Origin of the sequence: Carnobacterium sp. TMP28, from assembly GCF_047553015.1 — a bacterium.
Classification (GTDB): Bacteria; Bacillota; Bacilli; order Lactobacillales; family Carnobacteriaceae; genus Carnobacterium_A.
Genome location: NZ_CP180212.1, coordinates 2,198,842 through 2,214,370, shown reverse-complemented (window position 1 = coordinate 2,214,370; position 15,529 = coordinate 2,198,842). Strand labels below are relative to the sequence as shown.

General features: G+C 36.6%; 14 protein-coding genes and 1 other annotated feature. All 14 genes read left to right on the top strand.

All coding sequences use genetic code 11. The annotated features are described in order from the left end of the window. The first annotated feature begins 16 nt into the window (after window positions 1–16). Window positions 17–544, top strand: a complete 528-nt coding sequence (locus ACMHYH_RS10590; RefSeq protein WP_414839350.1) for an FMN-binding protein — start codon at window positions 17–19, stop codon at window positions 542–544. A 132-nt stretch (window positions 545–676) separates the two neighbouring features. Further along, entirely contained in the window at window positions 677–1,747 is a 1,071-nt protein-coding gene (locus ACMHYH_RS10585) for an FAD:protein FMN transferase (protein WP_414839349.1), read from the top strand. A 39-nt stretch (window positions 1,748–1,786) separates the two neighbouring features. Further along, the gene (menA, locus tag ACMHYH_RS10580; RefSeq protein WP_414839348.1) at window positions 1,787–2,731 is read left to right on the top strand and encodes a 1,4-dihydroxy-2-naphthoate polyprenyltransferase; all 945 of its coding nucleotides are present in this window, start codon (window positions 1,787–1,789) and stop codon (window positions 2,729–2,731) included. A gap of 112 nt (window positions 2,732–2,843) precedes the next feature. After that, on the top strand, window positions 2,844–2,996 hold the full coding sequence (rpmG, locus tag ACMHYH_RS10575) for a 50S ribosomal protein L33 (RefSeq protein WP_414840390.1): 153 nt from the start codon (window positions 2,844–2,846) through the stop codon (window positions 2,994–2,996). A 35-nt stretch (window positions 2,997–3,031) separates the two neighbouring features. Beyond that, entirely contained in the window at window positions 3,032–3,211 is a 180-nt protein-coding gene (gene secE, locus ACMHYH_RS10570) for a preprotein translocase subunit SecE (RefSeq protein ID WP_414839347.1), read from the top strand. Between the two features lie 170 nt (window positions 3,212–3,381). Beyond that, entirely contained in the window at window positions 3,382–3,930 is a 549-nt protein-coding gene (gene nusG / locus ACMHYH_RS10565; RefSeq protein ID WP_414839346.1) for a transcription termination/antitermination protein NusG, read from the top strand. Between the two features lie 144 nt (window positions 3,931–4,074). Further along, a complete protein-coding gene (locus tag ACMHYH_RS10560) occupies window positions 4,075–4,521 on the top strand; it encodes a hypothetical protein (RefSeq protein ID WP_414839345.1) in 447 nt (148 codons plus the stop codon). 139 nt (window positions 4,522–4,660) lie between these two features. After that, window positions 4,661–5,086: a 50S ribosomal protein L11 gene (gene rplK, locus ACMHYH_RS10555; protein ID WP_414839344.1), complete on the top strand. Its 426-nt coding sequence runs from the start codon at window positions 4,661–4,663 to the stop codon at window positions 5,084–5,086. 97 nt (window positions 5,087–5,183) lie between these two features. Further along, complete coding sequence (rplA, locus tag ACMHYH_RS10550) at window positions 5,184–5,876, top strand: 50S ribosomal protein L1 (RefSeq protein WP_085558987.1); 693 nt, start codon at window positions 5,184–5,186, stop codon at window positions 5,874–5,876. Between the two features lie 47 nt (window positions 5,877–5,923). Next, window positions 5,924–6,051, top strand: a sequence feature (ribosomal protein L10 leader region). A gap of 58 nt (window positions 6,052–6,109) precedes the next feature. After that, a complete protein-coding gene (gene rplJ, locus ACMHYH_RS10545; protein WP_414839343.1) occupies window positions 6,110–6,613 on the top strand; it encodes a 50S ribosomal protein L10 in 504 nt (167 codons plus the stop codon). 77 nt (window positions 6,614–6,690) lie between these two features. Next, complete coding sequence (gene rplL, locus ACMHYH_RS10540; RefSeq protein WP_085558989.1) at window positions 6,691–7,056, top strand: 50S ribosomal protein L7/L12; 366 nt, start codon at window positions 6,691–6,693, stop codon at window positions 7,054–7,056. 89 nt (window positions 7,057–7,145) lie between these two features. Further along, a complete protein-coding gene (locus tag ACMHYH_RS10535) occupies window positions 7,146–7,751 on the top strand; it encodes a class I SAM-dependent methyltransferase (protein ID WP_414839342.1) in 606 nt (201 codons plus the stop codon). A 310-nt stretch (window positions 7,752–8,061) separates the two neighbouring features. Beyond that, window positions 8,062–11,634: a DNA-directed RNA polymerase subunit beta gene (rpoB, locus tag ACMHYH_RS10530; RefSeq protein ID WP_414839341.1), complete on the top strand. Its 3,573-nt coding sequence runs from the start codon at window positions 8,062–8,064 to the stop codon at window positions 11,632–11,634. 150 nt (window positions 11,635–11,784) lie between these two features. Beyond that, complete coding sequence (gene rpoC, locus ACMHYH_RS10525) at window positions 11,785–15,390, top strand: DNA-directed RNA polymerase subunit beta' (RefSeq protein WP_414839340.1); 3,606 nt, start codon at window positions 11,785–11,787, stop codon at window positions 15,388–15,390. Window positions 15,391–15,529 lie beyond the last annotated feature (139 nt).

Below are 15,529 nucleotides of genomic sequence, written 5' to 3'. Positions count from 1 at the left end.
AGGGTGGTAAATCATTATGGAAATTAAAAAAGGATTTAAGTTAGTATCTGTTATTTTTGCATCGACAATTATTTTAGCTGCTTGCGGGAACGATGACGCAGCAAAAGACGAAAGTTCAGAAGTAGCTTCAAGTGAAGTTATGTCGAGCGAAGTAGCCGTTGGAGAATTACAAGATGGTACATATAAATTAGAAGAGAAAAACTTAGATGAAAATGGCTGGAAAGTTGATTTTTCACTGACGGTAAAAGACGGGGAAATTACTGAATCAAATTATGATTCTCTTAATAAAGAGGGTAAATTAAAAACAGAAGATGAAGGCTATCAAGCAGCAATGGTAGAAAAAGTAGGAACAGGCCCTGCTGATTATACGCCTCAATTAAACGATGATTTAGTAGCTAAAGGTGATCCAACTGAAGTTGAGGTTGTTACAGGAGCAACTCACTCATCAGAATCATTTAAAACATATGCACAACAATTAGTTGATGCAGCTGAAGAAGGCAATACAGAAACAATCGTAGTAGACAATAAAGTAGAAGAAAAATAAAATTTTCTATTAATTTAATAAACTAAATGGACAAGGTCTTAGATTAATTTCTGGGACCTTGTTGAAATTTCATCTTCACTTTAATCAGTAATTTTGATAGGATTGTCTAAACTAAGCAAAGGAGCGAACGCATTGAAAGCTAAAAAGAATTGGGACTGGTTACTTCTTTTATTTAGTGTAGGACTTATTATTTCTGGTTGCAGTACAAAAGAGAAAAAAGAAGAAAGTGATTTAGCGAGTGAACCATACACCAGAACAGAATTTTTAATGGGAACAGTAGTAAATGTGAAGATTTACGATGAGGGTAAGCAAGAAGTTTTAACAAGTGTTTTTGACCGAATTGAAGAACTATCTGAAAAAATCACAGTAAATGACGGGGCATCTGAAGTTGAAAAGATAAATGAACAAGCCGGTATCGGGCCAATGGAAGTTTCTGACGATGTTTACTCCTTATTACAAGCTGCGTATGGATACAGTAAGGATAGTGATGGTACTTTTGACATGACAATTGGTCCATTAACAAGCCTGTGGCATATTGGATTTGATGATGCTAAAAAACCGGCTCAACCCGAAATTGAATCGTCATTAGCTTCAATAGACTACAAAAAAGTAATGTTAGATGACGAGCAACAAACCATTTTTTTAAGAGATAAAAATATGCGTTTGGACTTAGGTGCAATTGCAAAAGGGTATATTACTGATGAAGCAGTAAAGGTTTTGAAAGCCAACGAAGTAGATACAGCAATTGTTGATTTAGGAGGCAATATCTATGTTTTGGGAAATAGCCCTCGAGCTAAAGGCGCTGAATGGAATGTAGGGATTCAAAATCCTTTTGAGGTACGTGGCGAAATAGTGGGATCGATTCCACTGAGCGATAAAACGATAGTAACATCAGGCATTTATGAGCGTTTTATTGAAGTAGATGGGAAAAAATACCATCATTTACTTGATCCGAAAACAGGATATCCTTTTGAAAATAGTTTAGCTGGAGTTAGTATTATTGCAGAAAAATCGATAGACGGTGATGGACTTTCAACGGAAGTTTTCTCTAAAGGGTTAGAAGGTGGGCTAGACTTTATCAATCAAAGCAAAGATATAGAGGCTGTTTTCATCACAAAAGATAAGTCTATTTATTTATCTGAAGGACTTGAAGGTCTCTTTAGGCTAAATGACGATGAGTTTACTTTAGAAAATGAACAATAAAAAATTCACTATTAGCTGTAGGAAAGAAGGAGTACGTCGTTGACACTAACTGTTTTTTTAAAGCTTGTTGAAATACAAACAAAAATTGCTAGTTTATTCCCATTTTTATTAGGTGCTTTATTTTCTCGTACCTATTTTAAGTCTTTTAATTTAGTGAATACACTCATATTTTTTACAGCGATGCTGCTATTTGATATGACGACAACAGCTATTAATAATTTAATGGATTATCAAAAAGCCAAAGATACGACCTACAAGAAAGAAGTCAATATCATCGGACAAGAAACTATTTCTGAAAAAGTAGTTAAACGACTAATCATTTTCATGTTAAGTAGTGCTTCAATGTTAGGAATTTGGTTGGTTTATCAAACGACTATTCTGTTGCTCTTTATGGGAGGAGCTTGTTTTATTGTAGGTATATTTTACACATTTGGCCCGGTACCAATCTCAAGAATGCCATTAGGAGAGATCCTTTCCGGCTTGGTTATGGGGTTTGGGATTTTCTTTATTACAGTTTATGTTAATGTAGAATCAAGCGTATTATTAGACTTGATTTTTCAAGGAACAACCTTTCTTTTGATAGGGAACTATCTCGCTATTATTAAAATAGCATTTGTTTCACTCCCGACAGTCTTTTTAATCGCAAACATTATGTTAGCCAATAATATATGTGACTTGGATCAAGATATTGGGAATCATCGATATACATTGCCATTTTATATAGGAAAAAAAAATGCTATTTTATTATTTAATCTATTAATGTATGGTTCCTATGTCGTTATTATTCTAGCAGTAGCTTTCAAATTAATGCATCCCATAGTACTGCTGATTTTAGTTACAGTTATTCCAACTAAGAAAAATCTTCATGAATTTAACCAAGAACAGATAAAAGAAAAAACATTTTCTGTTGCAATTAAAAATATCTCTATTTTTAGTGTAGCAGAAATTCTATTGTTAACGGCTAGTTTACTGTTCGTTCATTAGCTGGGAAATCTGGTGTTATTTCAAAAAATAAAAAGAATAATTGACACTTCAGCAAAGGGGTGTTAAATTTAATGAGATTTCACTCGCTAAAATAGAAAGTATAGGTGAAAAAATGACTGTTAAAAAATCTGCCCTAGCTTGTTCGGTTTGCGGATCTAGAAACTATTCTAAAAAAGTGAATAGTGCTGGACGTACGGAACGACTAGAAGTAAAGAAGTTTTGTAAATATTGCAATCAACACACAATGCATCGTGAAACGAAATAAAAAATAGTTTAATGAATTTTTCGGAGGGAATAGACATGAGTAAAATAAAAGGTTTTTTAGGTGGCGTAAGTCGTGAAATGAAAGCTGTCACTTGGCCGACAAGTAAAGAATTAAAAAGAAACACAATTATTGTGTTTGGAGTTTGTCTGTTATTTGCGATTTTCTTTATGGTTGTTGACTTCGGAATTGATTCTATTCTTGATTTTATTTTATAAAACGACCAAATTTACTGGCGAGTTTGCCTAGAAGATGGTATACTAACCACAAATAAAGGACTTGCCAAAACCTTCTTAATCTTAACGAAGGTTTTTTTGTTTGACTTAAACTAACGACAAGGATTGACGATAAAAACAAATGGATTAATGAATAGATAGGAGAGATAATAGTGGAACAAGTTGAAATTGAAAAACATTGGTATGTTTTGCACACTTATTCAGGTTACGAGAATAAAGTAAAACAAAACATTGAGTCACGTGCAAATAGTATGGGAATGGAAGAGTATATTTTCCGCGTTGTTATCCCTGAAGAAGAGGAAACAGAAAAGAAAAATGGTAAAGATAAAGTAACAATGAAAAAAACATTTCCAGGTTATGTACTAGTAGAGATGATCATGTCTGATGATTCTTGGTATGTGGTCCGTAATACTCCAGGTGTAACTGGTTTTGTCGGTTCTCATGGAGCGGGAAGTAAGCCAGCACCGCTATTAAAAGAAGAAATTGAAGTTATCTTACGTCGTTTAGGAATCAGCTCACGCCATAAAGAAATTGAATTCGAAGTAGGCGAGTCTGTTACGATTATTGAAGGTGCTTTCAGTGGAATGATTGGTAAAATTACTGAAATCGAACAAGAAAAAGCTAAATTAAAAGTAAATGTTGAGATGTTTGGTCGCGAAACAAGCACAGAGCTTGATTTTGAACAAGCAGATAAACTTTAAAAAAGACTAGTAGCCTTTTGTGAAAAGTGATAAAACCAGAATAAATGGTTTCTTCTCATTTTGCAAAAGGTTTTTGTCTTCATTCTGATAGAATAGGCAGCTTTATTCTTAAGAGTAAGGACGAGTTAGAAAAGGAGGAACGTTATGAAGGTTCTCATTTTGTGGTTAGCTAGTTTAGTTAACGAAATACATGATCAAATCTCTTTACGAATAGGGATACAAATGACAGATAAAGAATTGCATTTCTGGGTAATTGGACTAGTAGGTATCGCATTTTTTCTATTAGTTTATCCCGTGTTTAAGTGGATTGACAAGTTTAAATTTAAAACAACGATTCTAGCATTTATCTATACATTTACTGTAATGGTTGTTTTAGTTTTTGCGATTGAAATCCAACAAGCCATTACCAATCGAGGGCAAATGGAGTTTAGTGATGCTGTAATAGGGCTTTGGGGATTTATAGTACTCTTTTTTGTCTACAGTGTAGTTGCAGGAATTATTTATGGTTTCGTCCAATTCATAAAAAGACCTAAAAATAAAACAACTACTAACAATTCAACAACATCTTTGAAAAAATTTCGATCAAAATAAAAAAAAGTGAATTAAGACTTGTTGTATGGCATTAAAGATGCTATAGTCAATTAGTACGTTTTTACGTATGAACAAATGTGGGAGGGGAAATCTTAGCCCCATTAACCACATCGCGGACTCATTCAAGGAGGTATGTCACGTGGCCAAAAAAGTTGTTAAGTTAGTTAAATTGCAGATTCCTGCAGGAAAAGCAAGTCCAGCTCCACCAGTAGGTCCAGCTTTAGGTCAAGCGCAAGTGAACATCATGGGATTCTGTAAAGAATTCAATGCACGTACGCAAGATTTAGGTGGATTACTAACACCAGTTGTTATTTCTGTATATGAAGATCGTTCATTTACATTTGTTACAAAAACACCGCCTGCGGCTGTTTTGCTTAAGAAAGCTGCTGGTATTGATAAAGCATCCGGTGAACCAAACAAGAAAAAAGTTGCAACTGTTACAAGTGCACAAGTACAAGAAATTGCTGAAACAAAAATGCCTGACCTAAATGCTGCAACTGTTGAAGCTGCTATGCAAATGGTAGAAGGTACTGCACGAAGCATGGGAATTACTGTCGAAGGTTAATCCCGAAATACGCTTCTCAGTGTCTCTCGTCTAGAATAAGACGAGGATCAAGTGGGAGGTAAAACCGCTATAACCACAATCAAGGAGGAATAAAAACATGGCTAAAAAAGGTAAACAATATTTAGCAGCTTTAGAAAAAGTAGATGTTGAAAAACTTTATACTGTAGAAGAAGCTGTAGCTTTGATAAAAGAAACTAGTTTTGCTAAATTTGATGAAACAATTGAAGTAGCATACAGACTTGGTGTAGACCCTAAAAAAGCTGACCAACAAATTCGTGGGGCAGTTGTTCTTCCAAACGGAACAGGTAAAACACAAAAAGTTTTGGTTTTCGCTAAAGGCGACAAAGCAAAAGAAGCAGAAGCAGCTGGAGCAGACTATGTCGGCGAAGCTGAATTAGTTCAAAAAATCAATGGTGGATGGTTTGATTTTGACGTTGTTGTAGCAACACCAGACATGATGGCTGAAGTTGGTCGTTTAGGACGCGTTTTAGGACCCAAAGGTTTAATGCCTAACCCTAAGACAGGTACTGTTACGATGGATGTTACTAAAGCAATCAATGAAATTAAAGCTGGTAAAGTTACTTACCGTGTAGACAAAGCAGGAAACGTTCATGCTCCTATCGGAAAAGTATCATTTGATACAGCTAAATTAATTGAAAACTTTGGTACAATCAATGACACAATGCTTAAAGTGAAACCATCAACTGCTAAAGGTCAATATATTAAAAATATATCAATCACTAGCACATTTGGACCTGGTGTTAAAGTTGACGCTAATACATTTGCATAAAAAATAATAAATGTCTTGACCTAGACGATTTGTCTTGTTAAAATCGTCTAAGTTAAGTACTATTACCGAAGACAGTAGGTGGCTTTATGCCTTAAATTCCTGCCGAGGATGATATGTGAAAGCATACAACACTCCCTCTATGTCTACGGTGACATGGAGTTTTTGCGTTGTGCAAACGATTTAAGTTGGCTACACGAAAAGATTCCATCAATCGATCGGGAGGTGAAAATTTAATGAGTCAAGCAGCAATCGCAGAAAAACAATTGCTTGTTGAAACAGCAACGACACAATTCCAAAATGCAGCATCAGTTGTAGTAATGGATTACCGTGGATTAACTGTTCAAGAAGTAACTGAATTACGTAAACAATTACGTGATGCAGGTATTGTGATGCAAGTAATCAAGAATTCTGTTTTAAGCCGTGCAGCGCAAGCAGCAGGTTTAGAAGGAATGGACGATGTGTTCAAAGGACCTACAGCTATTGCTTTTAGTAATGAAGATGTTATTGCACCTGCAAAAATTATTGCAGAATTCGCTAAGGTGGCATCAGCTTTAGAAATTAAAGGTGGCGTAATCGAAGGCAAAGTATCATCAGCAGAAGAAATGAACGCTCTTGCAACATTACCAAATCGCGATGGTTTACTATCAATGTTACTATCTGTACTTCAAGCTCCAATTCGCAATACTGCTCTTATTATCAAAGCAGTTGCAGAATCAAAAGAAGAAGAAGTAGCTTAATAAAAAAAACCGTTCTTTTGGCAATATGAAAAGAAAAAGTACTAAAAAAAACTAACCAATAATGGAGGAATATAACAATGTCATTAAACATTGAACAAATCATTGCTGATTTGAAAGAATCAACAGTATTAGAATTAAACGACTTAGTAAAAGCTATTGAAGAAGAATTTGGCGTAACAGCTGCAGCTCCTGTAGCTGCTGCTGGTGGAGCAGAATCTGCTGCTGCTGAGCAAACAGAATTCACAGTTGAATTAACAGCTGTTGGAGACGCAAAAATTAAAGTAATCAAAGCTGTTCGCGAAGCAACTGGCTTAGGTTTGAAAGAAGCTAAAGCTTTAGTTGATGGAGCACCTGCAGCAATTAAAGAAGATATCTCTAAAGAAGACGCTGAAGCAATGAAAGAAGCTCTTGAAGCTGCTGGCGCAACTGTAACAGTTAAATAATTCAACCACTTACGTTGAAAACTTTTGAGACACGCAGTTCGCTGCGTGTCTTTTTTAATCATAAAAAGTGAAACAAGGAGTTTTTTAAAATGGCAGATCATTATTTTACGAACAAACCCAATACTGAAAGTGAACAGTCAGCTTGGACATATAAATTACGTGGACAGACATTTAAATTTGTAACAGATTTAGGTGTTTTTTCTAAAAAAACAGTCGATTTTGGCTCTCGTTTGTTAATTGAAACGATTGACTTAGAAAATATGGTAGAAGGCAATATTCTAGATGTAGGCTGTGGATATGGACCGATGGGACTTTCGTTAGCTAGAGAAGCCTCTGAAAGAATGGTTGAGATGGTAGATGTTAATGAACGTGCGTTAGGTTTGGCGAAACAAAATGCTTCTAACAATCGGATTAACAATGCAAAAATCCATCTTTCTGATATTTATCAACAAGTAGAAGGTGATTCTTTTGCAGCAATTATCAGCAATCCGCCCATCCGTGCAGGGAAAAAAGTCGTTCACGAAATATTGACAGGATCTTTTGATCGTTTAAGAACGCAAGGAACATTAACTATCGTCATTCAAAAGAAGCAAGGAGCGCCTAGCGCAAAAGAAAAGATGATAGAGACCTTTGGAAATGCAGAAATTTTAATAAAAGATAAAGGATATTGGATTATTCAAAGCATAAAAAATTAAACTAGAGAATGAGGCGATTTTAATTTCGTCTTGACCGTTTGATTTATTTGATGTATAATAATCTAATGCAATCAGTGTGTAGATTAGAATAAGAGTGTTCTGAAATATTGTCCAGAACACGCTTTTTAACGAAAACAAAAGAAAATGTGATTTTTATTTTAAAGTTCACGACTCTTTTGGTTTTTTTTTGTCAAAAAATAGGTTAATTTACACGATGTTACGTAATGTTAATATTTGACATTTAAATGTAATATAAGTAAAGGAACTAATTTTGATTTTCTAAAAAGCACATTCAAAACAATTTTAAGGGGTGAATAGGTTGGCAGGCCACTTAGTAAATTACGGAAAACACCGTACACGTAAAAGTTTTGCGCGAATCAGCGAAGTTTTAGAACTTCCAAATTTGATTGAAATTCAAACCAATTCCTACCAATGGTTCTTAGACGAAGGCTTACGCGAGATGTTTAAAGACATTTCTCCGATAGAAGACTTCGCAGGAAACCTTTCATTAGAGTTCTTGGACTATCAATTACAAGAGTCAAAATATACAGTTGAAGAAGCTCGTTCTCATGATGCTAATTACTCAGCGCCTATTTATGTAAAGTTACGTTTAATTAATAAAGTGACAGGAGAAGTTAAAGATCAAGAAGTTTTCTTTGGCGACTTCCCACTGATGACAGATATGGGTACTTTTGTTATCAACGGAGCTGAACGAGTCATTGTTTCTCAATTGGTTCGTTCACCAGGTGTTTACTTTAATAGTAAATTAGATAAGAATGGTAAAGAAAATTTTGGAACAACTTTGATTCCAAACCGTGGAGCATGGTTAGAGTATGAAACAGATGCAAAAGATATTTCTTATGTCCGCATTGACCGTACGCGTAAAATTCCTTTATCTGTTCTAGTTCGTGCATTAGGATTTGGTTCAGATGATCAAATTCTTGAAATCTTTGGTGCTAACGAGAGTCTTCGTTTAACAATAGAAAAAGATCTGCACAAAAATGCAAGTGACTCACGTACAGAAGAAGCCTTGAAAGATGTCTATGAGCGTCTACGTCCAGGTGAACCTAAAACAGCTGATAGCTCAAGAAGCCTATTAACTGCTCGTTTCTTTGATCCAAAACGCTACGATTTAGCTAATGTAGGTCGTTACAAAGTAAACAAGAAGTTAAACTTAAAGACACGTCTATTCAATTTGACATTGGCTGAAACGCTGATTGATCCAGAAACTGGTGAAATCATAATGGAACAAGGTACACTTTTAGATCGTGATCATATGGATATTTTAGATCCTTATCTTGATGCTGGTTTAAACAGCGTAACTTACTACCCATCAGAAGATGCAGTAGTAAAAGAGCCTATTTTATTACAAGTTGTAAAAGTAATCTCTCCAAAAGATCCTGAGCGTGTAGTGAATGTTATTGGAAATAGCGTGATTTCAACAGAGATAAAAAATGCCACACCTGCTGATATCATTGCCTCAATGAACTACTTCTTTAATTTACAAGAAGGAATCGGTCACGTAGATGATATTGACCATTTAGGTAACCGTCGTATTCGTTCAGTTGGTGAATTATTACAAAATCAATACCGTATTGGTTTGTCTCGTATGGAGCGTGTGGTTCGTGAAAGAATGTCTATTCAAGATATGGCAACTGTTACACCACAACAATTAATTAATATTCGTCCAGTCGTTGCAGCAATTAAAGAGTTCTTCGGTTCTTCTCAATTGTCACAATTCATGGACCAAACCAATCCTTTAGGCGAGTTAACACACAAACGTCGTTTATCAGCCCTAGGACCCGGTGGTTTGACCAGAGACCGTGCCGGTTATGAAGTTCGAGACGTACATTACTCGCATTATGGCCGTATGTGTCCAATCGAAACGCCTGAGGGACCAAATATTGGATTGATTAACAGTTTATCAAGTTATGCTAAAATAAATAAATTTGGTTTTATTGAAACACCTTATCGTCGTGTAGACCGCGAAACAGGTAAAGTAACCAATCAAATTGATTATTTAACAGCTGATGAAGAAGATGCTTATGTAGTAGCTCAAGCAAATGCAAAATTAAATGATGATGGCACATTTGCGAATGAAAATGTTCTTGCTCGTTATGTTGAAGAAAACTTGGAAGTTCCTATTAGCCGAGTGGACTATATGGACGTATCACCAAAACAAGTAGTTGCTGTTGCGACAGCTTGTATTCCTTTCTTGGAAAATGATGATAGTAACCGTGCTTTAATGGGAGCCAACATGCAACGTCAAGCGGTTCCTTTGGTTAATCCGCAAGCTCCTTTAGTTGGAACAGGTATGGAATACGTAGCTGCAAAAGACTCAGGTGCTGCAATTATCTGTCAAAATGATGGAATAGTTGAATATGTTGATGCTAAAGAGATTCGTATCCGTCAAAGCAATGGTGCACTAGATAAGTACGCTGTTACAAAATTCCGTCGTTCAAATGCTGGAACTTGTTACAATCAACGTCCAATTGTTGCTAAAGGCGATCGCGCAGATAAAGGCGAAATTTTAGCAGACGGTTCTTCAATGGAAAATGGGGAAATGGCATTAGGTCAAAACCCATTAGTAGCCTTCATGACTTGGGAAGGATACAACTATGAAGATGCGATTATCATGAGTGAACGTTTAGTTAAAGATGATGTATACACTTCGATCCATATTGAAGAATATGAATCAGAAGCTCGTGATACAAAACTTGGACCTGAAGAAATCACCCGTGAAATTCCAAACGTCGGAGAAGATGCATTAAAAGATTTAGATGAAATGGGTATCATTCGTATTGGTGCTGAAGTACGTGATGGCGATTTATTAGTTGGTAAAGTAACACCTAAGGGAGTAACTGAACTTTCTGCTGAAGAACGCTTATTGCATGCTATTTTTGGAGAAAAAGCTCGTGAAGTACGTGATACTTCTTTACGTGTACCACATGGTGGAGGCGGAACGGTTCATGATGTGAAAATCTTTACACGTGAAGCTGGCGACGAATTATCTCCAGGAGTAAATATGCTTGCTCGTGTGTACATTGTTCAAAAACGTAAAATTAATGAAGGGGATAAAATGGCTGGACGTCATGGTAATAAAGGGGTTGTCTCTTTAATCATGCCAGAAGAAGATATGCCATTTATGCCTGATGGAACACCAGTAGATATCATGCTGAATCCATTAGGAGTTCCTTCACGGATGAATATTGGACAAGTATTAGAGTTACACATCGGTATGGCTGCTCGTCAATTGGGTATCCATATTGCTACGCCAGTATTCGATGGAGCAAACGATTCAGATGTCTGGGAAACGGTTAAAGAAGCAGGAATGGCTGCAGATGCTAAGACTGTTTTATATGATGGAAGAACAGGACAACCATTTGATAATCGTATTTCTGTTGGTGTGATGTACATGATTAAGTTAGCCCACATGGTTGACGATAAATTACACGCACGTTCAACTGGACCTTACTCTTTAGTTACACAACAACCATTGGGTGGTAAAGCTCAATTTGGTGGACAACGTTTTGGTGAGATGGAAGTTTGGGCACTTGAAGCATATGGGGCAGCTTATACGTTACAAGAAATCCTTACCTACAAATCGGATGATGTTGTTGGTCGTGTGAAGACTTATGAAGCTATCGTTAAAGGTGAACCAATTCCTAAACCAGGAGTTCCTGAATCATTCCGCGTACTAGTTAAAGAATTACAAGCATTAGGATTAGATATGAAAGTATTAAATGCTGATGACGAGGAAATCGAACTACGTGACATGGATGATGACGATGATATTGTAAACATTGATGCTTTAAGTAAATATGCTGAAGAACAAGAAAAAGTTCGTGCAGACGCAGCTGAACAAGAACGACTAAAAGACTAAGATGCCTTGTGCTCTATCCAATTCTTTAGAGAAATGAAAAGATAATTTTTTATTTCTCTAAAGAACTAGAGTGCAAAGTGTATTTAAAAAGAATCAGAAAAAAGAGAGCAAGATAGGGCAGCTCGAAAAAAATAAAGGGAGGTAGGCCCCTTGATAGACGTTAATAATTTTAATAGTATGCAAATAGGCTTGGCCTCTCCAGATAAGATCCGCAGTTGGTCTTATGGAGAAGTAAAAAAACCAGAAACCATTAACTATCGTACATTAAAACCTGAACGTGATGGACTATTTTGCGAACGTATTTTTGGACCTTCAAAGGACTGGGAATGTGCTTGTGGAAAGTACAAACGGATTCGCTACAAAGGGATTGTTTGTGATCGCTGTGGCGTTGAAGTTACTCGTTCTAAAGTACGTCGTGAGCGTATGGGACACATTGAACTAGCAGCACCAGTTACTCATATCTGGTATTTCAAGGGAATTCCAAGTCGAATGGGACTTGTCTTAGACATGAGCCCACGTGCACTTGAAGAAGTCATTTATTTTGCTTCTTACGTGGTTACTGAACCTGGAAACACTCCAATGGAAAGAAAACAGTTATTGACTGAAAGAGAATACCGTGAACGCCGTGAACAATACGGAAACGAATTCCAAGCTGCAATGGGAGCAGAAGCAATCAAGCAGTTATTAGATGACGTAAACGTAGAAAAAGAAGTTGGCGAGCTAAAAGAAGAACTAAAAACAGCTCAAGGACAAAAACGAACACGTGCTATTCGTCGCTTGGACATTCTAGAAGCATTCCGTAATTCAGGAAATCAACCATCATGGATGGTTATGGATGTTATTCCAATTATTCCTCCAGAAATCCGCCCGATGGTTCAATTAGAAGGTGGCCGTTTCGCAACAAGTGACTTAAATGACTTGTATCGTCGCGTTATTAACCGTAATAACCGTTTAAAACGTCTATTAGACTTAATGGCTCCAAATATTATTGTTCAAAATGAAAAACGGATGTTACAAGAAGCCGTTGATGCTTTGATTGATAATGGTCGTCGTGGTCGCCCTGTTACTGGCCCAGGAAATCGTCCTTTAAAATCGTTGTCTCACATGTTAAAAGGGAAACAAGGACGTTTCCGTCAAAACTTACTAGGAAAACGTGTTGACTATTCTGGTCGTTCCGTTATCGTAGTTGGTCCAACTTTGAAAATGTATCAATGTGGCTTGCCAAAACAAATGGCTATTGAATTATTCAAACCATTTGTTATGCGTGAATTAGTTGCTCGTGATATTGCTAGCAATATTAAGAATGCTAAACGCAAAATTGATCGTCAAGATGACGCTATCTGGCCTGTTTTAGAAGAAGTTATCCGTGAGCATCCAGTACTATTAAACCGAGCACCGACACTGCATAGATTAGGTATTCAGGCATTTGAACCTATCTTAGTAGAAGGTAAAGCAATTCGTCTTCACCCATTAGTTTGTGAAGCGTATAATGCCGATTTTGATGGTGACCAAATGGCTGTCCACGTACCATTAAGTGACGAAGCGCAAGCCGAAGCACGTATGTTGATGCTAGCTGCTCATAACATCTTGAATCCTAAAGATGGTAAACCAGTTGTTACTCCATCACAAGATATGGTTCTAGGTAACTATTATTTAACAATGGAAGAAGAAGAACGCGAAGGCGAAGGCATGACATTTAGTAGTTTAAATGAAGCTTTAATCGCTTACCAAAGTGGCTATGTACATTTACATTCACGCGTTGGTATTCGTTCAATTGATATTCCAGGTAAACCATTTACTGAATGGCAAAAAGATAAAATGTTAATTACAACAGTTGGTAAATTAATTTTTAACGAAATCATGCCAAATGAATTCCCATATTTGAATGAGCCAACACAAAGCAACCTTGAAGTTGCAACACCAGACAATTATTTTGTTGAAATGGGTACAGATATTCCAGCTCACATTAAAGAGCAGGAACTAGTCAAACCATTTAAGAAAAAAAATCTAGGTAATATCATTGCTGAAGTCTTCAAGCGATTTAAAATTGCTGAAACGTCAAAAATGTTAGATAAAATGAAAGACTTAGGATACAAGTATTCTACAATTGCTGGAATCACTGTTGGTATCTCTGATATTGTTGTTTTAGAAGAAAAACAACAGATATTAGAGGAAGCTCATGGTCAAGTAGATAACATAACAAAACAATTCCGTCGTGGTTTAATCACGGATGAAGAGCGTTATGAACGTGTTATCGCTGTTTGGAATGCTACAAAAGATCGTATCCAAGTCAGACTGATGGAAAGTCTGGATGACCGTAACCCAATCTTTATGATGAGTGACTCTGGTGCCCGTGGTAACATTTCCAACTTTACTCAGCTTGCTGGTATGCGTGGATTAATGGCTGCACCGAATGGTCAAATCATGGAGTTACCTATCACATCTAACTTCCGTGAAGGTCTTTCTGTCTTAGAAATGTTTATTTCTACCCATGGAGCTCGTAAAGGAATGACTGATACGGCTCTGAAAACAGCTGACTCAGGTTACTTGACTCGTCGTTTAGTAGATGTAGCGCAAGATGTTATCATTCGTGAAACAGATTGTGGAACAGATAGTGGACTTGAAATCATGGCAATTAAAGATGGCAATGAAGTTATTGAACCTCTTGAGGAGCGTTTATTAGGTCGTTACACTCGTAAAGCAGTTGTTAACCCTAATGATGGAACAGTTATCATTAAGAGTAATGAGATTATCACAGAAGATATTGCTAAACAAATCATTGATGCCGGTATTAAATCAATTACGATTCGTTCAGTCTTCACATGTAATACGAAACACGGTGTATGTAAGTACTGTTATGGTCGTAACCTAGCGACTGGTTCTGAAGTTGAAGTTGGTGAAGCAGTTGGAACAATCGCTGCTCAATCAATTGGTGAGCCAGGAACTCAATTGACAATGCGTACATTCCATACAGGTGGAGTTGCTGGGGATGATATTACTCAAGGGCTACCTCGTATCCAAGAGATATTTGAAGCTCGTCATCCTAAAGGACAATCTGTCATTACAGAAGTAACAGGAGAAGTTATCTCAATCGATGAAAATCCTGCAGATCGTACTAAAGAAGTAACGATTAAGGGTGAAACAGATACACGTAGCTATCAAGTTCCGTTTATTTCACGCATGAAAGTTGCTGAAGGAGACATAATTGAACGTGGTACTCGCTTAATTGAAGGATCAATTGATCCTAAACAGTTATTAAGCGTAAGTGATGTTCTATCTGTTGAAAATTACTTGTTAGGCCAAGTTCAGAAAGTATACCGTATGCAAGGGGTAGAAATCGGAGATAAGCATATCGAAGTAATGGTTCGTCAAATGTTGCGTAAAGTTCGTATCATGGATCCAGGTGAAACGGATGTTTTACCAGGTACTTTAATTGATATTCATGACTTTACAGAAGAAAACAATAAGACGTTAATGGCCGGTGGCGTACCAGCTACAGCTCGTCCAGTCTTATTAGGAATTACAAAAGCATCATTAGAAACAAATAGTTTCTTATCTGCTGCATCATTCCAAGAAACGACTCGTGTTCTAACAGATGCTGCAATCCGCGGCAAGCGTGATCCGTTACTAGGATTGAAAGAAAATGTTATCATCGGTAAAATTATTCCAGCTGGTACTGGAATGGCTAAATACCGTAAAATGGAACCTAAAGGTGTTGGCGTTGTAAGCGAAAATGTTTACAGCATTAATGACTAATTAAGGTGAAGTAAATTAAATCATAAGGTAAAGCAGTTCGATTGATTCTTAGAATCAGTTGGACTGCTTTTTTTATTTTGAGAAAGAAAAGACGAACATTAAGTTATTAAGATTCGTTTAATATTAACTAAGTGCTGCA

Bases quoted from the DNA above. Each gene is read 5' to 3' on its own strand.
- ACMHYH_RS10590 (WP_414839350.1), top strand. From the start codon at position 17: ATGGAAATTAAAAAAGGATTTAAGTTAGTATCTGTTATTTTTGCATCG.
- rpmG (WP_414840390.1), top strand. From the start codon at position 2,844: ATGACTGTTAAAAAATCTGCCCTAGCTTGTTCGGTTTGCGGATCTAGA.
- secE (WP_414839347.1), top strand. From the start codon at position 3,032: ATGAGTAAAATAAAAGGTTTTTTAGGTGGCGTAAGTCGTGAAATGAAA.
- ACMHYH_RS10560 (WP_414839345.1), top strand. From the start codon at position 4,075: ATGAAGGTTCTCATTTTGTGGTTAGCTAGTTTAGTTAACGAAATACAT.
- rplA (WP_085558987.1), top strand. From the start codon at position 5,184: ATGGCTAAAAAAGGTAAACAATATTTAGCAGCTTTAGAAAAAGTAGAT.
- rplJ (WP_414839343.1), top strand. From the start codon at position 6,110: ATGAGTCAAGCAGCAATCGCAGAAAAACAATTGCTTGTTGAAACAGCA.
- rplL (WP_085558989.1), top strand. From the start codon at position 6,691: ATGTCATTAAACATTGAACAAATCATTGCTGATTTGAAAGAATCAACA.
- ACMHYH_RS10535 (WP_414839342.1), top strand. From the start codon at position 7,146: ATGGCAGATCATTATTTTACGAACAAACCCAATACTGAAAGTGAACAG.